Genomic DNA, 19,747 nt, shown 5'->3' with positions numbered 1-19,747 from the left:
CTAGAGGGAGTGCAAGTGAATAAAGCGGTTGAGACAAAGAGTTTTAAAGGCACTCCTGGTCAAATTCGTCAGCAACGAATTGAGCGCACTGGCGCCATTGTCATCAGCTTGCTGGCAGCAATTTGGATGTTAGCAAATTTAATCAAAGCACCAGAGCAGTTTGTGCAGGTAGCGATCTCTGGACTTCGAAATGGCCTTATCTACGCGCTAATCGCCCTTGGCTACACACTTGTTTACGGAATTATTGAGTTGATCAACTTTGCTCACGGTGATCTATTTATGCTTAGCGCCGTTTTCTCCTCTTTCTTTATCACATATTGGCTTGGCGCTGATCAATCAAATGGTTATGGCTGGTTTGCCTTTGGATTATGTTTGATAGCGGTAATGATCTTTGGAGCGGTTATAAATGTTTTGATTGAGCGGCTTGCTTATCGGAGGCTGCGGCACGCACCCAGGCTTGCACCTTTAATTACCGCAGTCGGTATGTCGTTTTTACTGAACTTTATTGGTTTGAAATGGAATGGATCTACTCCACGGCAGTGGCCAACAGTGATTCCTAACAGTGACATTTATATTGGTGAGATTCGAATCAGCATGACCACAATTTGGTTGTTTTTAATTGGATTCCCGTTACTGGTTGGATTAAATTATTTGGTCACCAGCACCAAGCAGGGTAAAGCTATGCGGGCAACCTCACAAGATAGAGATGCTTCAACATTGATGGGCATCAATGTGAATAAGACAATCGCCTTCACATTTGCTTTGGGAGGTGCGATGGCGGGAGCCGCCGGACTTTTGTATCAGCAATCTATTGGTACCACTAACTACAACCTAGGATTCCAGCTGGGCTTGATTGCATTCACCTCCGCCGTACTAGGTGGAATTGGCAATCTATGGGGAGCGGTTATTGGTGGATTACTTATCGGCCTTATTCAGGGATTAAATGATGGCTTGCCAATTGCATTTGGCCAGCAATGGTCACAATCAGTTGTGTTCACCATCTTGATTATTATTTTGGTCTTTAAGCCTGCTGGTTTATTGGGCAAAGCAGTTACGGAAAAGGTGTAAAGACTATGGCCAAAACCTCAGTAGCAAATAATGTCACTAGATCAAATCGCAAGTGGATAATTGGTTACTCAATTGCTGGATTAATTCTCTTTATCACCTACCAATTTTTGCTACCTTGGGATGGCCTACCTTCTGGAATTTACAACGTTGTAAATCGTTGGATGCCACCTGCTGCGGTAAATGAATCTTTGGTTTATGTGATCATGGCGCTAGGCCTAAATATTGTGGTTGGTTACGCAGGCTTGCTAGATCTTGGATATGTTGCATTCTGGGCAATTGGTGGCTACTGCGCAGGTTGGTTTATGTCAGAGTTTTTCTACTTTTTAAATCTTCATTTCTTAGGATCAGTTCCAGCAGCAGCTCCAGGCATTCATATTAACTTCTGGATGGTCTTAGTTATTGGTGGCTTTGTCTGCGCCCTCTTTGGAATATTAATTGGTGCACCAACCCTGCGTTTAAAGAGTGATTACCTAGCGCTGGTAACACTTGGTTTTGGCGAGATTATTCCGCAGGTATTTTTCAATGGTGAAAACTTCTTTGGCTTTAATATCTCAAATGGCACCCGCGGAATTGTGCGGGTGGATCCGATTCCAGTTGGAGTGAAGGATCTTGGGCCATTTGATTTTGGGTGGAAATTACTAATCTTCTTGCTACTTACCGCAGTGATGGTGTTTATCTCACTACGGCTTCGTCGTGGCAGATTAGGAAGGGCATGGCTGGCAATCCGTGAGGATGAGCTTGCTGCCTCCATGATGGGTGTGCCGTTGATGCGCACAAAACTTGCAGCTTATGCAGTTGGTGCCTTTGCTGGCGGCCTTGGTGGTGTGGCATTTGCTACCCACGTGGATGGTGTTTACGCAGAACGTTTCAACTTCACTATCTCCATCTTCTTACTTGCGATGGTAGTACTTGGCGGAATGGGAAATGTTTGGGGAGTAATTCTCGGTGCATTTGTGCTCTCCTGGGTAAATGGCAATGGATTATCAGCCTTTGGTCGGGTCTACAACGACACCTTTGGCACCAAGATTGATTTTGCCTCCTTCACCTTCTTAATCTTTGGATTAGTACTAATTCTGATGATGTTATTTAGACGCGAGGGCTTGCTACCTGAATCTCGTTTGAAGTTGATGCTAAATGAAGATGAGTTGGATGAAGCAGATTCTGTTGGTAAAAAGAAAGTGGGTAAGTAACCCCATGAGTAATGTATTAGAGGCTAAAAATATCTCAGTGCAGTTTGGTGGTTTACTTGCAGTAAATAATGTGACCTTTAATATTCCAAATAAATCTATCGTCTCACTTATCGGCCCAAATGGTGCTGGCAAGACCACCTTCTTTAATGTTTTAACTGGGCTTTATAAACCATCTGCTGGAAATATTATTTACGGTGATCGAGATATTACTGATCTACCGCCACATAAAATCGCAGAGATTGGTATTGCTAGAACCTTCCAAAACATCCGCCTATTTGGACTTATGACAGCGCAAGAGAATCTACTTGTTGCTATGCACTCACACTTAAAAGCTGGCATTTCCGCCACAATCTTGCGTACCAAAAAGCAACGCAAAGAGGAGCGTGAGGCTGAGGATCGGGCACAGGAGATCCTTGATTTTTCTGGAGTGGGTAAATGGACTCATGAGTTTGCAAGAAATCTTTCTTACGGTGATCAACGCCGACTGGAGGTGGCAAGAGCCTTAGCACTGGAGCCAAAGGTGCTATTACTTGATGAGCCAACTGCTGGCATGAATGCTGCGGAGTCACAGGTATTTATTGATTTCATAAATAAATTAGTTGCAGAGCGTGATATCGCAGTGATGTTAATTGAACATGATATGAAGGTAGTTATGGCGCTCTCACAAAGAATTACCGTGCTAGATCAAGGTGAGAAGATCGCCGAAGGATCACCGGATGAGATTAAGAGTAATCCACGAGTGATCGAGGCGTACTTGGGTAAAGCTAAGGCGGCTAGAAAATGAGTGCAATGTTAGAGGTTAAGAATATTCAAGTTGCCTACGGCAAAATTGTTGCAGTCAAAGATGTATCAGTCACCGTTAATCAAGGTGAGATTGTCACCTTAATTGGTTCAAATGGTGCTGGTAAATCAACCACACTTCGCACCATCTCAGGATTAATTAAACCCAAATCTGGTGAGATTTTATTTAATGGCAAGCGAATTGATGGCGTACCAGGTCATGAGATTGTTGGGATGGGAATCTGCCACTCACCTGAGGGGCGAAGAATTTTCCCTCGAATGACGGTAAAGGAAAATCTTGAGTTGGGTGCATTTCTTAGAAATAACAAAGCAGAGGTAGCAGCTGATATGGCTAAGGTGCTTGATCTCTTTCCGCGATTAAAAGAGCGAATTGATCAACGAGCTGGCACTATGTCTGGTGGAGAACAGCAGATGCTCGCAGTGAGCCGGGCGTTAATGGGCGATCCTAAATTGTTATTGTTAGATGAGCCATCTATGGGATTGGCACCAGTATTAGTTGAGTTGATTTTTGACACTATTGTGAAGATTCGCCAACAAGGAGTAACAATCTTGTTAATTGAGCAGAATGCGATGGCAGCACTTGATGTTGCAGATCGTGCCTATGTCTTAGAGTCTGGCAAGGTAAAGATCAGTGGAAGTGCTAAAGAGCTACGAGCTGATGACAAGGTTACTAAGGCTTACCTAGGCCATTAGTACCGCTTTACTTGCTTAACCCATTACCGTTCCGCTAGTTAAGTTGCGCTCGCGCTTTCTAGAAAAAGTCCCTAAATTAATAGCGCTTTTACTTTTTGTGCATTGATAAACCACTGGCTCACTGTCATGATCAGCACCTTTTTCCACCTGGGTAATTAGGTGCGCCATAATCAAGCCAGCACCAGGGGCGTTTTTAAATTGATTTCCACTAGTTCCTATCGCCACATAAAACCCTGGCACATCAGTTTTGTCATAAATTGGCGTCCAATCAGATGAAACATCATAAACACCAACTACACCAACTGGAGTGGAGGGGATTTGAGCTGCTGGAAATCTTCTAGCAAATCGATATGTTTGAGATTCAAAAACTTCAACAGTTCTTGTCATATTTACCTCATCAACCTTGTCTGGCTCAACCCACTCCAACACATCACACTCTGGCTCGGTGCCACCAACTAAGGTAATTCCACCAGCACCTGATCTGACATAGGTGCCAAGATCTAAATCACCCATGATTGGACCTGGCAAAATATCTTTTGGAGTTGATATTTGGTGCACCTCAGCCCGAAGTGGCTTTAACTCCATCGTGAAATCACTACCAGCACCTGCCATTTGATTTATCAAAGTAGACCAAGGTCCTGCCACATTCACCACAACATCAGCGGTAATTACCTCAACCCCAGTATCCAAAGCCTTCTTACTTTGAGAATCAAAATCTTTAACCTTCACCCCACAAACTCTTCCATCCTGTTTTTCAATGCCAACAACTGCTTTTTTAAATCTAAAATTTACTCCCTCCCGCTTTGCTGCCATCGCAAAGTTTTGTGCAGCAAGTAAGGGATCTGAGACATAGCCACCATGCTTAGAAAATATGGCTCCTAACTCCTCACTTGACTCATCCCAAAACTCATCTGACTTAACTGGTTTGTTTGGCCAGTACCTACCAGCATCTATTCCTGGCATACCAATCTTTAATTGCTCTGAATCCCAGATTTCATAAGGAATACCAGCCCGATCAAAGAGCGCCATAGTTTTATCATTTGATAGAACTGGCACATCCAACATCACATAACCACGATCTTCGAGGTGGGCGTAATGCTCTTGCGAATTACTTAATGGATTCTTTGCATATCCATTTGCACCATCAATTAAATCTTTGAACTCTTTCCATAAAAAGTATGACTCCCAGGAGAGGGCAACTGCGTCAAAGGTTGAGTAATTAAATCTGACTACGGCGCTGGAGGCACTAGTGGAACCCATGCCAGCTGCTGAGTTTCGCTCCACCACTGTTACATCATGACCAAGACGTCTTAATTGCAATGCAATTGATGAACCAATCACACCTGCGCCAATTACCACTGCATGCATGATGTTAAGTTAGCGAAGATAGGGTAAATGTCAATTAAGTTGCTTAAAAAAGCAGTAAGCAGGGTAGAGGAGGTGTGAAATTACCTCAACTGGCTAAGGCAGCGAAGCTGCCGAGTTAGCAAATTGATACTTTAGTTAAAGGCTGATCAAAGTGTTCAATTGATGCCCGGCAGGCATAACCACACTCATCACACATAACCATTGGATTGTTATTTCCAGTCAGAAATATGCCAAGTTGATTTGAATGGCAATACAAGCAACATGGAAACTCAATGATTTGACCCATGATACCTCCCCACTCTTTAAAGTTTCTTGGTTAGGGAAGTGAGATAAAAGTACCAAAATGTAGGTGGGTAGCTGGCGGTAGAAGGTAAACGTCATATGAATAAACCCTGAAAGTAACCTTAAGTTAACTACTGCGCTGCGTTGGTTTTTTAATAGGCCAATATTTCTCAAAAGATCATATGTAGTTCAGATGGATTTCGCAGCTTGGCCTTATTTCCTAGTTACTTTGGCGTTACTGAAAATCATCTAATGATGGGAGTAAGACAATGACCAACAAATTTGCTACTTTTTGTCGATACTGTGGCAATGAATCATTTGATCACTACCATGATATCCAAGGTCATTTGGTAAATCACTGCGCTCATTCAGCAGGGTTTATCGCCTCAATTTTTCATAAAAAACGCAAGTATCACTCCGAATCTTTCTGGACAACATTTCTGGCACCGGTCGCCAACCACTTTCGATTTCACTAATGAATTTATCGTTTAACGAGAGCTTAAGGAGAGCAGGGCATGACATACCTAATCGGCACCTTTTGTAAGTTTTGTGGCGGTGAAAAAGTTGATCAGTACCGGGCACCAACTGGCGCAACCATTTATGAGTGTGATTTTTGTGGTGGCGTTTGGAAAAGTAAGTTTGAACCCTTAACCTTTGCTTAGTTAAGCAGTTTTTAAGAAATTTACTCTGCCACTCCAATTACCCAAACTCGGTTCTACTGGAGATTTTAATACTCCCTCAAGCAAAGAGGCGTAAACATCTCTGAAATCTGTGGTTACTGCCAGATCACCATTGATTAATGATTTTAGGGATGGTTGATCTCCGTAGAAACCACCCTTAACAGAGTTTCCAATAACAAACATTGGTCCGGAGGTGCCATGATCTGTTCCATCTGATCCATTTGCCGCTACCCGTCTTCCAAACTCACTGTAGATCAGAACAGTTACATCATTACTTCTAGTTGTTGATTTTAATTGACTCATAAATCTATAGATAGATGATGAGACCACACCAAGTAATGCAGCTTGGGCATTTGCCTCATTTGCATGGGTGTCAAAGCCACCAAGGGAGACTGACCAAACCTTTGTTGGTGAATCTGCAGCAATAAGTTTTGCCACTACATCTAATTGTTGCGCCAGGTTGTTATCACCCCCTGCATTGCCACCATTAATAGTTGGTAGATCAGGGGCAAGGGGTGCTGGTGCTTTTAATACTGGCTGTACATCAGTTGAAACCGAGAAGAGATTTCGCATTGATGTGGCACTTGCCGCCATTAACTTGGAATCTTTGGCTGAAGGGGTGGAGATTTTCTGAAGTTGAGCACCAGTTACTCCTTTAGGAATAACTAGGCCACCAATTGGCAGGGCGGAGCCAGATCTTTTTGCCCCAGCAAATAATGGTGGCAGCACAGAGCCCAGTGATATCGCCAGCATTGGATCCTCTTTCTGGGTATCAATCCATCGACCAATCCAGCCGGTGCTTAAGTTGTTATTTGGTGATCCAGTTTGCCACTTCGCCATGGATGAGAAGTGAGAGCGATCCGGATTTGGATAACCAACCCCGCGCACAATTGCCACCTTGTTTTGATCCCATAATGTTTTCATGCCGCTCATTGCTGGATTTAAGGCAAGCTCAGCATCTATTGGCAGCATCTGTGAGATTGGATATGTCATTCCTGGTCTGGCGCTAAAATAGGTTGAATCTGTAAATGGAATCACTGTATTCAATCCATCATTACCACCATACAAGGTAACGACTACCAAAATTGGGGTATTGGCCGCAAGTGGCCTGCTGATTGCCGCGTTGGCAATATCCTCAAATGAAATCAGCTGGGTAGCAAGACCAGTGGCTAAGCTGCCAGTGGTCAACTTAAGAAACTTACGACGGGTAACTATTAGCATCTACTTTTCCTATCTACTCACGATGTAATCAGGGCTGCAAAGTGCCATCAAGGTAAATTGCTCAGGGTCGGCAGAGTTTTCATCTAGTACCGCTTTAGTTCTAGCACTCCACTCTGGCACACCCAACCAATCTGCACTTTTTCTTGTGCGATCTGAGATTGAGGTCTCTCTAATCACACTTAATTGGCTTTGTGGCACTAACCAATTTGCAAATGCAACTCGATATAAAGCACTTGCTGAGGAGAGCCAACCTTCACCAGCTGGCCAACCACCAACATTAGGAGGTGAAAATGGCACCTGTCCCAATTTATCTAGATGGTTAATTAATTTATCACTCGTTTGTAGTTGGGATGGCACTACCTCCAGCGCCCGACAAGCAGCGACAAACCACTCCACCGGTGACTTCACCATCTCATACTTGGGATTTGCCATCACTGGTGAGTTAACTGTTGCAGATACTGCTTGGGAGATATCTCTGGACGAAAAGGCTTTAATCGCTGCAAAGTTTGCTGGCATTTTTTCACTACTTGAAATAAATCGATACCATATTCGTTCTGGAATAAATTGCTGACAATCTTTCCGCTTTACTAGCAGCTCTGTTAGTGACTCACTACTAAGCGTCATAGTTGAGCCAAAGATTGTTACCGGGTTTTTGTCTTGTCGACTTGGATTGATCTTTACCTGACCAGTTGTTCGCTCCACCTGATAGCCGGTCAACACCCGCGCCATCTCTTTGACATCCTGTTCGGTATAACGATTTACACCTAGGGTGAATAACTCCATTAACTCTCTAGCTAAATTTTCATTAGGCGCTTTAACAGTGCTGTCTTGACCGTCAAGCCAAACCTGCAGGGCGCCATCATTAATCATTGCTTTTGCCAGTTTGGTGAAGTCGGTTAAGCAATACTCACGTAGGGTTTTATTTTGTAGATACATCGGCAGTGCGTACTCAACCTTTTCAATTGAGGTTGCCCAGTGACCATGCCAAAACCAACTCATTTTTTCAACCAAACTGTTGGGGCTAAGTACCATCAGATCAAGCCACCACAACTGCATGTCTTGGATTTGTCTGCGCCTTGCCACTGCAAAATCGATTATCTGTGGTGAGTTTGCAGCCGGACGTTTTCCAAGATCGCTAATCTGCGGGTCACTTACAACTGATGAGTTTGGTGTTTGAGAGAGAGTTAATACTTTTTTTCTAGTTGCAGGAATGCCAGCTTTTAGTGCCGCAGCGTACTCACCAGGTTTTGGACCAAACCCAAAGCGGTGAAACAGGCGGGCGGTCTCAACGCGCTTGGCTTCCATCAGCAAAACCTAACCCAGCCACATTCAGATTTACCAAAGTTTGAATGAATACTGCCTGAAGGTTTGATGAGGTTTCACACTTAAATCCAAAGCGTAATTCTCAGTAAACTAAATCGAGAATCTTGCACACATAAAGTGGGTTGTAAGGGATTTGAACCCCTGACCCGGTGATTAAGAGTCACCTGCTCTACCAACTGAGCTAACAACCCGGATAGTTTTCTGCGGTGGTAACCCTATCAGCAGCAGGTTGGTGATTAACCCACTCAGATACTGGCTTAAAGCCAGCGTGATTTTTTGAATTTATAGAAAAGTATTGAACTTAAGAGAATAATTCCACCCAAAGTAATTCCATACCCATAACGCCATCCCAACTCTGGCATGTGTTCAAAATTCATTCCATAGATACCAGCGATCATGGTTGGGCCAGCAGCTAGTGCCACCCAGGCTGAGATTCGCCGGATATCCTCATTTTGTCTCACCTGCACATGCGCCAGATCTGCTTGCAGTACTGTGGTTAAAAGTGAGTCCATGCCAGATGCGTGCTCACATGCATGTTGCAGGTGATCAATGGTGTCTCTGAAAAATGGTCTTATTAACTCAGGTGCTTTATCAAAACCTTCACTAACAATTTTTTGTAATGGAGTCAGCAATGGTTCAATTGCATGGCGGTACTCAATCACCTCACGCTTTAGAAAATAGATTTTTTGGCTATAAGTTTTTCGCTGCCCACTAAATACTGCAGTTTCAATATCAATTATGTCGTTTTCTAACTCAGTGGCGATCTTGGTATAACCATCGATTACCCGATCAACTACTGTGTGTAGTACTGCAAAGGGACCCATCTTTAATTGCTCAGGATGATTTTCAATATCCTGTCGGACCGAGGTTAATGGTGAGCCCTCTCCGTGTCGAACAATCACAATAAAGTGTTTATCAACAAAGCAGATCAACTCTCCGGTGGTCACCTCAGATTTGGCCTCATCATAGAAAACTGTTTTGATTACAAAAAATGTCAGCCCAGCGTAATCCTCAATCTTTGGGCGCTGCTTGGCCAAGACCGCATCCTCAATTGCAAGTGGATGAAAATTCAACTCACCCACCACATGATCAAACTCAGCTGAGGTTGGCTCGGAGAGGCCTATCCAGACAAAGCCATTATTTTTTCTTGCAATCTCAACCTGATCTGATAAATCTGTAGGGGCATCACTACTTCGTCTACCCTCTAGGTAGAGGGCAATATCAACAATCACAGGGCCAGTATTCATTACCCTGGCAACTTCCAGTGGGAGTTAATCTAGAGTTTGGCGGGTATTTGCAGAATATTTAACAATTACTCTCAAATTAAACTAGATTGACCTCATGACAGAGAAGTCTGAGCACTCAGCTTTTGCTGAGGTCAATGAGCGAGTTGCTCAAGCTGGTGAGATTTTAAAGATCGACAAAGGTGTAATTAACGCAATCTCTGCTTGTGAGCGAGAGGTAGTTATATCAATACCACTACACCGAGACTCTGGAATAGATGTACTAACTGGTTACCGAGTGCAGCACTCAAGTGCTAGAGGACCTAGAAAAGGTGGCATTAGATTCCACCAAGATGTAAATCTTGATGAGGTGCGCGCACTTGCTTCCTTAATGACTTGGAAGACTGCATTAATTGATGTGCCATTTGGTGGTGGCAAAGGTGGCGTCACAGTTGATGCCAGCAAATTATCGCCAATTGAAAAGGAGGAGGTAATAAGAAGGTGGACTAGAACATTGATAAATGTCCTAGGTCCCAATCGAGATATTCCAGCTCCAGATATGGGAACTGATTCCCAAACAATGGCGTGGTTGATGGATGAGTTTCACCGTCTAGAAGGTTTCCAACCTGCTTGTGTTACTGGTAAACCAGTTGGCTTATTTGGCGCACCTGGTCGGGAGGAGGCAACAGGTCGTGGTGTTGCTCAGATTGCAGCAGCGACATTAACTGAGACAAATCGCAAAATAGCAGGTGCCAGAGTTGCCATTCAAGGCTTTGGAAATGTTGGGCGTTATGCAGCGCTGGTCTGCCAAGAGTTAGGAATGAAGGTTGTCGCAATCAGTGATGTTACTGGCGGTATTTATGAGAAAAATGGCATTGATGTTGCGGCTATTTTTGGGATGAAGGATTTGAGCCAGGTTAAATCAGATAATCGAATTAGCTCAACTGATGTATTAGAGATTGAGTGCGATATCTTGATTCCAGCAGCGTTGGGTGGAGTTATCAGCAGCAAAAATGCTGACAAGGTAGCGGCGCAGATTATTGTCGAAGGTGCTAATCAGCCGATTACAACCAGAGCTGATCTAATTTTAAAATCCAATAATATTTTGATTGTGCCAGATATCCTGGCCAATAGTGGTGGTGTGATGGGCTCCTACTTTGAGTGGACCCAAAATATTCAACAATTCTCCTGGCCAATTGAAAAGTTTCGCAAGGAGTTAGATGAGCGGATGGGTAAGGCCTTTATCAATGTTTATGCTATCTCTAAAAAATACAATGTTGATCTCAGAAGTGCCGCTTTTATTGTTTCAGTAGGCAGAGTGGCAGAGGCCTTTAGTGTTAGAGGCTCATTAGTTTAGGTATTTAGAGTTAACCAGTAGTAATTAATAATGTGGGGTGAGCGACGGGGCTCGAACCCGCGACATCCCGGACCACAACCGGGTGCTCTACCAGCTGAGCTACGCCCACCATGTTTATTGCTTGGCTAATGATACGGCAAAAAATACCTAAGGTATTTTCACCAAATCTACGGGTAATTAGGGAAGAAAGATTGCGCTGCGGTAGTAATCAAGCTCTGCGATTGAATCTCGGATATCACCTAAGGCCCGGTGGTTGCCATCTTTGGCAGGGGCTGCGAAGTAGGTTTTTGGATGCCACCTTCTTGCTAACTCTTTGATGGTTGAAACATCAATGGTTCGATAATGTAGGTATGCATTTAACTTTGGTAGATCTCTGGCAATAAAGGCGCGATCAACATAGACAGAGTTTCCAGCCAATGGGGATTTGCCCTCACTTGGTGCATACTTTTTTAAGTAGGTAATAATCGCATCATCCGCCGCTGCAAGTGTGGTGCCATTTGGTATCTCATTTATCAGCCCAGATTTACTATGCATATCTATTACTACCTGTTGCATAGAATCTAGCTTCACCTGATCACATTTGATTACTAGATCAACACCCGCGCCCAACACATTAAGTTGGGCATCAGTTACTAAAACAGCTATTTCAACCAAGGCATCTTTATTGATATCTAGCCCTGTCATCTCACAATCGACCCAGATTAGGTGTGGCAGATCTTGGCTCATATGGGGTAAGCCTATTGGATGCCACTCACGCTTGATTTCATCTCTCGTTCACCTTGTTTTAACCCACCTGCCTTACTAATAATGCGGCTTCAGGGCAGGATTCACACATGTCCTCAGCGGTAGTTGAACAAAAGCAAACCCCCGAACCAAGAGTTATTACCACTGAATTACGCTTCACCGACAAGGTTTTTCGTGGGGTTGTCACCGGTGGTGGATTAATCTCGCTAGCAATACTTGGTTTAATTGGTTTCTTTTTAATCTATAACGGCTTTGAAGCAATACGTAATGCCGGCTTAGCATTTTTGACTGGCTTTGATTGGGTTGATGCGGTGCCAGAGAATGAACAACTCGCATCCTATGGAATCGGTGCGATGCTTTACGGAACCATTGTTACTGGAATATTAGCGATGATCATGGGTGTGCCGATTGCAGTTGGCACAGCATTGTTTTTATCCTATTACGCACCAGAGTGGTTAAAAAAACCAATGGTGGTGGTAGTTGATGTAATGGCTGCGATTCCATCAATTGTTTATGGATTATGGGGCTTCTTTGTTTTAATGCCACATGCTGAGTACTGGGCGAAATTAATTCATAAGTACTTTGGCTTTATTCCTTTCTTTGATATGCCAGCACCGGTTTTCACCCGCTCACCATTTATTGCTGGGTTGGTGTTAGCAATTATGATCACACCGATTGTTACCGCAATTGCCCGTGAGGTTTTTGCGCAAACACCATTAGAACGTATTCAAGCTGCTTACGCCCTGGGTGCTACCAAATGGTCGATGATTAAAGCGGTAGTTTTTCCATATGGCCGAGGTGGTGTCGTAGGGGGCGCGATGCTAGGTCTTGGTCGAGCATTGGGTGAAACAGTTGCAGTTTATACCGTTTTAAATTTGGTATATGACATAAGAATTGAAGTTCTGCTCAGTGCTGGTGGAAATGTGGCCTCGATGATTGTTAATAAATTTGGTGAGGCAGATTTTGTTGAGTTACAAGCGTTAATGGCAGCTGGTTTTGTGTTATTCCTAGTTACCTTGATGGTTAATTTTTTAGCCAACTACATTATTAATAAGACTGCAAGGGAGTAAAAATGACTCAAACTCTTACAGCGGTCCAACCAGGTAGGCCATGGAAACTTACCCCAAAACAGATTTTGCCAGACTTGTTTGGAGCAATATTTACAGTTGCCGCTACCTTTGCAATAGTTGCAATCTCTCCCCTTAAAGGAAAATTAGGTTTCGCACTCACCTTAATCTTTATGGCGATTATTACCGCCACCACAATTAGTTGGATCCGCAGGGATCGTAAGGCTGCTATGAACTCCACAACAACTGTTTTGGTTTATATTGCCGCCGCTTTTGTAATTATTCCTCTCACCTCTGTGATTTATGAAATTGTAAAATTAGGCACTGTGGGATTTTCCTTTGGAATATTCACCGATGATATGGCGGAGAGTTCATCTGAGTCACCATTAACTGAAGGTGGTTTATTGCACGCAGTAATTGGAACCGCCTATATCGTAACCTTTGCAACATTTCTTGCTACACCAATTGGTATCTTAACTGCGCTCTATATTGTCGAGGTGAAGGGGAGATTTGCTGGCCTCGTTAGATTCTTTGTGCAGGCAATGAGTGGAGTGCCATCAATTGTTGCTGGACTATTTATTTTTGCCGTCTGGATGATTCAATTAGGTAATGCCTATAGTGGAATTGCTGGTGGCTTTGCACTTACTGTATTAATGATTCCAACAGTTGCCCGTACCTCTGAGGAGGTATTGAAATTAATTCCACAGGATCTACGGGAGGCAGGGCTGGCACTAGGTGCCACCCAGTGGCGAACAGTAGCTATGGTTATTGTGCCAGCGGCTCGCAGTGGATTGGTAACTGCAATCATTTTAGGAGTTGCACGAGTAGTTGGTGAGACTGCGCCATTACTTCTAACTATTGGTGGCGCTGATGCAATTAATCTAAATCCAGGTCAGGGCAATATGTCCGCTTTTCCATACTACGTTTGGAAGAACCTGCTGATTGGTAATGAAAACTCAATTAGCCGCGCCTGGTTAGGTGTCTTTGTATTAATGATTTTAGTTCTAATAATTTTTACCTTAGCCCGATACTTTAGTTCAGCTAGGGGCAACAAAAAATGAGTACAACTGATGGCGCAAATTCAAACAATGATCGAGAGGAAACAATGAGTCAGGTAACCGGCAAGCAAGGCAGTATCAGTCAAGATCGAAGCGCGGCAAAGCAATCAGTTGCCACCCATTCACTCTCCGATGTGGCATCAGCAAGACGAGCAAAGATTGGCCAACCTATCGCCGGCTCAACCGGTCTTGAGGCCAGGGGAGTGCACGCATGGTTTGGTAAGAAGCATGTGCTTGAAGATATTTCCATGGACTTCTTTTCTGGCACTGTAACGGCATTAATTGGTCCGTCAGGTTGCGGTAAATCAACATTCATCAGAATCTTAAATCGAATGCATGAGTTCATTCCAACAGCTGCCTTGGCTGGTCAGGTGTTATTGGATGGAAAAGATGTTTATGAGCCAGGAGTTGATGTCACAAAAATTAGATTACGAGTTGGTATGGTTTTTCAAAAGCCAAACCCATTCCCATCCATGACAATTAAAGAGAATGTTTTATCCGGCTTAAGACTTGCGCAAATAAAGATAGAAAATGCTGATGAGTTATTGGAGAGTTGTCTGAGAAGAGCAGGCTTATGGGATGAGGTTAAGGATCGATTAAATGAGTATGGTGGAGCACTCTCGGGTGGTCAGCAGCAACGCTTATGTATTGCTCGCTCCCTGGCAGTTAATCCACAGGTATTGCTGATGGATGAGCCATGTTCTGCACTAGATCCAGGCTCAACACTTCGTATTGAGGAGACTGTCAGAGAGCTATCAGCTTCGATGAGCATCGTAATTGTTACTCACAATATGCAACAGGCAGCTCGCGTCTCTGATTACACCGGATTCTTCCTTTCTGATGGCGGCCCAGGTCGCTTAATTGAAAGTGGCACCACTGAAGCGATCTTTACTAATCCAAAACAGAAGCGAACAGAGGATTATGTCTCTGGCAGATTTGGCTAATCAGTACACCAATTGTTAACTTAATTGCCATATAAAGTTTGCCAAAATCAGCCTCTGCGTTAGCCGGGCTTGGTTAATTTCAACCTACCCATCCATCTAAACAGGAGGCTTTATGAAGTTAGGCAAAAAAGTTGCGATTATTGCAATCGCTACTTCCTCATTAATTCTTTCATCTTCACCTGCATTTGCTGGCCAGATTAATGGCAGTGGTGCAACATTTGCTCAACCACTTATCGATGTATGTAAAGTGGAGTTCACAAAAGATACTGGCCACACTGTTAACTACACAGCAGGTGGATCTGGTAAAGGCCGTACCGATTTTGCTAGCAATCTAGTTGATTTTGCAGCCTCTGATTCTGTTTACACATCAGGATTCCCAGCTCATTTAGAGTATGCAGCTGTTTATGCAGCAGGAATTGCAATTGGTTACAACTTACCAACTGTAAAGACACCAATTTATCTCTCCCCAGCCGTTATCGCTCAAATCTTTTCAGGTGAAATTCAGAACTGGAATGATGTGCGAATTAGAACTGTAAATGACGGTGAAGTTAAGGTGCCAGTCTTTGCAACAAAGAAGGTCACAGTAAAAGTTGGTGGCAAGAACACCACTCAGACTGTGCCAGTTCTAGATAAAGCTGGAAAGCCAAAAATTCTTAAGTACAACACAGTAGAGGCAAACGCAAAACTGCCAAATCTACCAATAACTGTTTACTACCGCAGCGACTCCTCTGGAACATCAGAGCAGTTTGGTAAGTTCCTACAGGGTGCTAACGCTGGAGAGAATGCAGCACTATGGCCAAAGACAGCCTCTGGAACATTTGCAAATAGCACTCCAGTTTCTCTTTCAAACTTCTTTAACTTCCAAGGTGCAAACGGTTCAGCACTTGTGGGAGCTGGTGTTAAGAGCAAGATTGGCGCAATTGGATACGCTGAAAGTGCTTGGTTTACATCCAACAACTTAGGAACTGCCCTAGTGCAAAACTGGGCAAAAGAGTTTGTACCGCCAACGGCTGCTGCAACCTCAGCTTTCCTTGGTGGCGGAACTATTGAAGCCAATGGCAGCGTAACCACCCCTTACCAAAAGGCGATCCCAGGTGCATATCCAATTGGAACCGCATCATATGGATTGGTATACCCAGAGGCTGCAAAGAAAGATCCTGAAAAACAAAAGATCGTAGCTGAGTGGCACACATATTTGCTAGAGCAATGTCCTAAGAAGTTCCCAGAAAAAGGATACATCCAAATTACTGGTGCTTTATACGACAAAGCAAAAGCACAGATTGCCAAGATCAAGTAATTAACTAAGTAAAACAAACCCCCGCACACTCCTAGAGTGCGGGGGTTTTCTTATTGCGCAGTAGGGTAGTATTAGGTTTGTAGCTGTAACGAACCACAGATTGCTAGATAAAGATCTGCGTTATGGGTGTGGACTCCGGAGGACCCGGGCCACTTAATAATACGCAAAGGGGTGGAATCCGGTTTACACCGGAGTCAGCCCATGCCAGCGATTAATCCAATTGTTCTTAACTCATTAGCAGATCTTCAACCTGCTCAGTACTGGCTAGATGCTGATCCATTAGAGCCTGCCTCTCACTCTGCCTTAACAAGTGATATTCAAACTGATCTTTGCATTATTGGCGCCGGCTACACCGGCCTTTGGACAGCACTTCTTGCAAAGGAGCGTGATCCAAAACGTGAGGTAGTAATTATTGAGATGGGCGAGACTGGTAGTGGTGCCTCAGGTCGTAATGGTGGTTTTTGTAATGGTTCACTCACCCACGGTTTTGTTAATGGCTACAACCGCTTTGCTGATGAGATGGCAGTAATTGAAAGATTGGGCAGGCAAAATCTTGACGCAATCGAGGAAACGATTAAAAAATATGGGATTGATTGTGATTTTGAGCGAAATGGTGAGCTTCGCATGGCGGTCGCCCCTTGGCAGATGGTGGGATTAAAAGAGGAGGCGATCGCTAGAAATAAAACTGGTGATCATGTTGAGGTATTAGATAAAGAGCAGGTTAGAGCCTTGGTGAACTCACCGATTTATGAGGGCGCCCTCTTTGATCATGATGGCACAGCTTTAGTAGACCCTGCCAGATTGGTTTGGGGCTTAGAGAAAGCATGTCTGTCACTAGGCGTGAAAATATATGAGCACTCTAAAGTTGAAGAGTTAATAGATGATGGTGGTCATGTTGTGGTTAAGAGTGCTTATGGCTCCATTAGGGCAAATAAGGTAGCCCTAGCTACAAATATTTACACACCCCTGATAAAGAGTGTGAAAAAGTATGTAATTGCAGTTTATGACTTTCAATTAGTAACCCAACCATTAACAGCTGCGCAATTAGAAAGCATTGGCTGGAAAGGTCGGGAAGGACTATCCGATGCTGGGTATCAATTCCATTACTACAGGTTAACTAAAGAGAATGAGATTTTATGGGGTGGATATGACGCGGTTTATAACTACGCGGGCAAGGTGCGAGCAGAGTATGAAGCACGTCCTGAAACCTACGCCAAGCTTGCTGAGCATTTTTTCAAAACCTTTCCACAATTAGCTGGAATTAAATTTACCCATGGTTGGGGTGGGGCAATTGATACCTGCTCAAGATTTTCACCATTTTGGGGGCAAGCATTTGATAACAAAGTTGCCTACGTTCTTGGCTATACCGGCCTTGGGGTTGCCACCACAAGATTTGGCGCCTCTACCATGTTGGATTTATTAGATGGAATTGAAAGTGAAGCAACGCAATTATCGATGGTTAAACATAAGCCATTCCCATTTCCACCTGAACCCTTTAGATTCTTATTTATCAGATTAACTCAATGGTCAATTAATAAGGCGGATCAAAATGAAGGTCGGCGAAATCTTTGGTTGCGCTTATTAGACCGACTTGGCTTGGGCTTTGATTCTTAAGTAATGCGCGCCTGGCAGGAATCGAACCTGCGACCTAATGCTTAGAAGGCATTCGCTCTATCCGACTGAGCTACAGGCGCATTATTTGAATGGGATAAGTCTACCGATCACAACAGGTAAGGTTTGACACTATGGCTGAGTTTATTTACACGATGAAAAAGGCGCGCAAGGCGCATGGGGATAAAGTAATTCTTGATGATGTCACCTTGATGTTTTTACCCGGCGCCAAGATTGGTGTGCTTGGTCCAAATGGAGCTGGTAAATCAACGGTGCTACAGATCATGGCCGGGCTGCAACAACCATCAAATGGTGAGGCTTATTTATCACCCGGTTACACAGTAGGCATCTTGCTACAAGAGCCACCATTATCTGAGGATAAAAATGTTTTAGAGAATGTCCAAGAGGGTGTGGCCCAGACAATTGGATTATTAAATAGATTTAATGCAATCAGTGAAGAGATGGCAAATCCAGATGCTGATTATGACAAATTGCTTGCTGAGATGGGTACGCTGCAAGAAAAACTAGATCACTTAAATGCTTGGGATTTGGATTCACAACTTGAGCAAGCAATGGACGCACTTCGTTGTCCACCACCTGAAGCTGATGTGAAAGTCCTATCAGGAGGAGAGCGCAGGCGTGTTGCGCTATGTAAATTGCTATTACAAAAGCCAGATTTATTACTTCTTGATGAGCCAACTAATCATTTAGATGCAGAGTCTGTGCTTTGGCTTGAGCAACATTTAAGTAAGTACGAAGGAACTGTGGTGGCTATTACTCACGATAGATACTTCTTAGACAATGTGGCCCAATGGATCTTGGAGTTAGATCGAGGAAGGGCCTATCCATATGAAGGAAATTACACAACATATTTAGAAACCAAAGAAGCGCGTATGAAGGTTGAAGGACAAAAAGATGTTAAGCGGGCGAAGCGATTAAAAGAGGAGCTTGAGTGGGTCAGGATGAATGCAAAGGGACGACAGGTAAAGTCAAAGGCACGGCTTGCTCGTTATGAAGAGATGGCAGCTGAGGCGGATAAGACTCGTAAATTAGATTTTGAGGAGTTACAAATTCCACCAGGTCCAAGACTTGGCGATATTGTGGTGGAGAGTAAAAATCTAGTAAAAGGTTTTGATGATCGTATTTTAATTGATGATCTTTCATTCACACTGCCCCGCAATGGAATCGTGGGAATTATTGGACCCAACGGTGCTGGAAAAACTACATTATTTAAAACTATTTTAGGAATGGAAAAAGCAGACTCCGGTGTGGTCAAAGTTGGTGAGACGGTAAAGATTTCTTACGTTGATCAATCCCGCGGTGGCATTGACCCAAAGAAATCATTATGGGAGGTTGTCTCAGATGGACTTGATTTTATAAAAGTTGGAAATGTTGAGATGCCCTCTAGGGCTTATGTTTCAGCCTTTGGTTTTAAAGGACCTGATCAGCAAAAAGCTGCTGGAGTCTTATCAGGCGGAGAGCGAAATAGATTAAATCTAGCGCTGACTCTTAAGCAGGGTGGAAATTTATTACTTCTTGATGAGCCGACCAATGATTTAGATGTTGAAACCCTTACCTCACTTGAGAACGCACTCCTTGATTTTCCAGGGTGCGCTGTGGTGATCTCCCACGATCGTTGGTTTCTAGATCGAATTGCCACTCATATATTGGCTTATGAGGGTGATTCAAAATGGTTCTGGTTTGAAGGAAACTTTGAAAGTTATGAAGAGAATAAGATTGCTCGTTTGGGCATTGATGCTGCCCGTCCGCATCGTGCTACATACCGTAAGTTAACTAGGTAATAGAAAAAAGCAATTGGA

General features: G+C 43.6%; 18 protein-coding genes and 3 tRNA genes. 12 read left to right on the top strand and 9 right to left on the bottom strand.

Features of this window, described 5'->3' with window-relative positions; all coding sequences use genetic code 11:
• Positions 1–15 precede the first annotated feature (15 nt).
• From B1s21160_RS04735 to B1s21160_RS04720, 4 genes are read left to right on the top strand one after another with little or no spacing between them, the layout of a single operon-like run.
• A complete protein-coding gene (locus B1s21160_RS04735; protein WP_095672610.1) occupies positions 16–1,068 on the top strand; it encodes a branched-chain amino acid ABC transporter permease in 1,053 nt (350 codons plus the stop codon).
• Positions 1,069–1,073: 5 nt separating this feature from the next.
• The gene (locus B1s21160_RS04730) at positions 1,074–2,258 is read left to right on the top strand and encodes a branched-chain amino acid ABC transporter permease (protein WP_095672609.1); all 1,185 of its coding nucleotides are present in this window, start codon (positions 1,074–1,076) and stop codon (positions 2,256–2,258) included.
• A 4-nt stretch (positions 2,259–2,262) separates the two neighbouring features.
• Positions 2,263–3,042 carry an ABC transporter ATP-binding protein gene (locus tag B1s21160_RS04725; RefSeq protein WP_095672608.1) on the top strand — a complete coding sequence of 260 codons (780 nt, stop codon included), beginning with the start codon at positions 2,263–2,265 and terminating at the stop codon, positions 3,040–3,042.
• Positions 3,039–3,752: an ABC transporter ATP-binding protein gene (locus tag B1s21160_RS04720; RefSeq protein ID WP_095672607.1), complete on the top strand. Its 714-nt coding sequence runs from the start codon at positions 3,039–3,041 to the stop codon at positions 3,750–3,752. The genes B1s21160_RS04725 and B1s21160_RS04720 overlap by 4 nt, the downstream gene beginning before the upstream one ends.
• 15 nt (positions 3,753–3,767) lie before the next feature.
• On the opposite strand, the gene B1s21160_RS04715 is transcribed toward B1s21160_RS04720, so the two are convergent.
• Entirely contained in the window at positions 3,768–5,120 is a 1,353-nt protein-coding gene (locus B1s21160_RS04715) for an NAD(P)/FAD-dependent oxidoreductase (RefSeq protein ID WP_095672606.1), read from the bottom strand.
• 115 nt (positions 5,121–5,235) lie between these two features.
• Entirely contained in the window at positions 5,236–5,406 is a 171-nt protein-coding gene (locus B1s21160_RS06370) for a hypothetical protein (RefSeq protein WP_190276932.1), read from the bottom strand.
• 511 nt (positions 5,407–5,917) lie between these two features.
• Here B1s21160_RS06370 and B1s21160_RS06365 point away from each other — a divergent pair.
• On the top strand, positions 5,918–6,064 hold the full coding sequence (locus tag B1s21160_RS06365; RefSeq protein WP_190276931.1) for a hypothetical protein: 147 nt from the start codon (positions 5,918–5,920) through the stop codon (positions 6,062–6,064).
• On the opposite strand, the gene B1s21160_RS04710 is transcribed toward B1s21160_RS06365, so the two are convergent.
• The 4 genes from B1s21160_RS04710 to B1s21160_RS04695 all read right to left on the bottom strand — a co-directional run bounded on the left by B1s21160_RS04710 (position 6,065) and on the right by B1s21160_RS04695 (position 9,873).
• Positions 6,065–7,303, bottom strand: a complete 1,239-nt coding sequence (locus tag B1s21160_RS04710) for a DUF1501 domain-containing protein (protein ID WP_095672605.1) — start codon at positions 7,301–7,303, stop codon at positions 6,065–6,067.
• Between the two features lie 9 nt (positions 7,304–7,312).
• Positions 7,313–8,608, bottom strand: a complete 1,296-nt coding sequence (locus B1s21160_RS04705; RefSeq protein WP_095672604.1) for a DUF1800 domain-containing protein — start codon at positions 8,606–8,608, stop codon at positions 7,313–7,315.
• Positions 8,609–8,744: 136 nt separating this feature from the next.
• Positions 8,745–8,817, bottom strand: a tRNA-Lys gene (locus B1s21160_RS04700).
• Between the two features lie 66 nt (positions 8,818–8,883).
• Positions 8,884–9,873, bottom strand: a complete 990-nt coding sequence (locus tag B1s21160_RS04695) for a magnesium and cobalt transport protein CorA (protein WP_223297933.1) — start codon at positions 9,871–9,873, stop codon at positions 8,884–8,886.
• Between the two features lie 94 nt (positions 9,874–9,967).
• Between B1s21160_RS04695 and B1s21160_RS04690 the strand changes: the two genes are divergently transcribed.
• Entirely contained in the window at positions 9,968–11,206 is a 1,239-nt protein-coding gene (locus tag B1s21160_RS04690) for a Glu/Leu/Phe/Val family dehydrogenase (protein WP_095672603.1), read from the top strand.
• Between the two features lie 33 nt (positions 11,207–11,239).
• Here B1s21160_RS04690 and B1s21160_RS04685 read toward each other — a convergent pair.
• Both B1s21160_RS04685 and orn read right to left on the bottom strand, forming a co-directional pair.
• Positions 11,240–11,315 (bottom strand) — tRNA-His (locus B1s21160_RS04685).
• A 68-nt stretch (positions 11,316–11,383) separates the two neighbouring features.
• Positions 11,384–11,932, bottom strand: a complete 549-nt coding sequence (gene orn, locus B1s21160_RS04680; RefSeq protein WP_095672602.1) for an oligoribonuclease — start codon at positions 11,930–11,932, stop codon at positions 11,384–11,386.
• Positions 11,933–12,039: 107 nt separating this feature from the next.
• Here orn and pstC point away from each other — a divergent pair, with 107 nt between their 5' ends.
• From pstC to B1s21160_RS04655, 5 genes are all read left to right on the top strand, one after another.
• Positions 12,040–13,020, top strand: coding sequence for a phosphate ABC transporter permease subunit PstC (gene pstC, locus B1s21160_RS04675; RefSeq protein ID WP_095672601.1), 981 nt, complete (start codon positions 12,040–12,042; stop codon positions 13,018–13,020).
• A gap of 2 nt (positions 13,021–13,022) precedes the next feature.
• Positions 13,023–14,078, top strand: coding sequence for a phosphate ABC transporter permease PstA (gene pstA, locus B1s21160_RS04670; RefSeq protein WP_095672600.1), 1,056 nt, complete (start codon positions 13,023–13,025; stop codon positions 14,076–14,078).
• Positions 14,075–15,019: a phosphate ABC transporter ATP-binding protein PstB gene (gene pstB, locus B1s21160_RS04665; RefSeq protein WP_190276930.1), complete on the top strand. Its 945-nt coding sequence runs from the start codon at positions 14,075–14,077 to the stop codon at positions 15,017–15,019. Before pstA ends, pstB begins: the two co-directional genes overlap by 4 nt.
• Before the next feature lie 112 nt (positions 15,020–15,131).
• Complete coding sequence (locus B1s21160_RS04660) at positions 15,132–16,316, top strand: substrate-binding domain-containing protein (protein ID WP_095672599.1); 1,185 nt, start codon at positions 15,132–15,134, stop codon at positions 16,314–16,316.
• Between the two features lie 201 nt (positions 16,317–16,517).
• Positions 16,518–17,930 carry an NAD(P)/FAD-dependent oxidoreductase gene (locus tag B1s21160_RS04655; protein ID WP_095672598.1) on the top strand — a complete coding sequence of 471 codons (1,413 nt, stop codon included), beginning with the start codon at positions 16,518–16,520 and terminating at the stop codon, positions 17,928–17,930.
• 6 nt (positions 17,931–17,936) lie between these two features.
• Here the strand turns inward: B1s21160_RS04655 and B1s21160_RS04650 are convergent.
• A tRNA-Arg gene (locus B1s21160_RS04650) sits at positions 17,937–18,010 on the bottom strand.
• Between the two features lie 51 nt (positions 18,011–18,061).
• Between B1s21160_RS04650 and ettA the strand changes: the two genes are divergently transcribed.
• Positions 18,062–19,729: an energy-dependent translational throttle protein EttA gene (gene ettA, locus B1s21160_RS04645; protein WP_095672597.1), complete on the top strand. Its 1,668-nt coding sequence runs from the start codon at positions 18,062–18,064 to the stop codon at positions 19,727–19,729.
• The last annotated feature ends 18 nt before the right edge of the window (positions 19,730–19,747 follow it).

It is taken from the genome of Candidatus Nanopelagicus hibericus (assembly GCF_002288005.1).
Classification (GTDB): domain Bacteria; phylum Actinomycetota; class Actinomycetes; order Nanopelagicales; family Nanopelagicaceae; genus Nanopelagicus; species Nanopelagicus hibericus.
Note: the sequence above shows the minus strand (reverse complement) of the source record. Positions and strands in the feature narration are given on the sequence as shown.

Bases quoted from the DNA above. Each gene is read 5' to 3' on its own strand.
- B1s21160_RS04730 (WP_095672609.1), top strand. From the start codon at position 1,074: ATGGCCAAAACCTCAGTAGCAAATAATGTCACTAGATCAAATCGCAAG.
- B1s21160_RS04725 (WP_095672608.1), top strand. From the start codon at position 2,263: ATGAGTAATGTATTAGAGGCTAAAAATATCTCAGTGCAGTTTGGTGGT.
- B1s21160_RS04720 (WP_095672607.1), top strand. From the start codon at position 3,039: ATGAGTGCAATGTTAGAGGTTAAGAATATTCAAGTTGCCTACGGCAAA.
- B1s21160_RS04715 (WP_095672606.1), bottom strand. From the start codon at position 5,120: ATGCATGCAGTGGTAATTGGCGCAGGTGTGATTGGTTCATCAATTGCA.
- B1s21160_RS06370 (WP_190276932.1), bottom strand. From the start codon at position 5,406: ATGGGTCAAATCATTGAGTTTCCATGTTGCTTGTATTGCCATTCAAAT.
- B1s21160_RS06365 (WP_190276931.1), top strand. From the start codon at position 5,918: ATGACATACCTAATCGGCACCTTTTGTAAGTTTTGTGGCGGTGAAAAA.
- B1s21160_RS04710 (WP_095672605.1), bottom strand. From the start codon at position 7,303: ATGCTAATAGTTACCCGTCGTAAGTTTCTTAAGTTGACCACTGGCAGC.
- B1s21160_RS04705 (WP_095672604.1), bottom strand. From the start codon at position 8,608: ATGGAAGCCAAGCGCGTTGAGACCGCCCGCCTGTTTCACCGCTTTGGG.
- B1s21160_RS04695 (WP_223297933.1), bottom strand. From the start codon at position 9,873: ATGAATACTGGCCCTGTGATTGTTGATATTGCCCTCTACCTAGAGGGT.
- B1s21160_RS04690 (WP_095672603.1), top strand. From the start codon at position 9,968: ATGACAGAGAAGTCTGAGCACTCAGCTTTTGCTGAGGTCAATGAGCGA.
- orn (WP_095672602.1), bottom strand. From the start codon at position 11,932: ATGAGCCAAGATCTGCCACACCTAATCTGGGTCGATTGTGAGATGACA.
- pstC (WP_095672601.1), top strand. From the start codon at position 12,040: ATGTCCTCAGCGGTAGTTGAACAAAAGCAAACCCCCGAACCAAGAGTT.
- pstA (WP_095672600.1), top strand. From the start codon at position 13,023: ATGACTCAAACTCTTACAGCGGTCCAACCAGGTAGGCCATGGAAACTT.
- pstB (WP_190276930.1), top strand. From the start codon at position 14,075: ATGAGTACAACTGATGGCGCAAATTCAAACAATGATCGAGAGGAAACA.
- B1s21160_RS04660 (WP_095672599.1), top strand. From the start codon at position 15,132: ATGAAGTTAGGCAAAAAAGTTGCGATTATTGCAATCGCTACTTCCTCA.
- B1s21160_RS04655 (WP_095672598.1), top strand. From the start codon at position 16,518: ATGCCAGCGATTAATCCAATTGTTCTTAACTCATTAGCAGATCTTCAA.
- ettA (WP_095672597.1), top strand. From the start codon at position 18,062: ATGGCTGAGTTTATTTACACGATGAAAAAGGCGCGCAAGGCGCATGGG.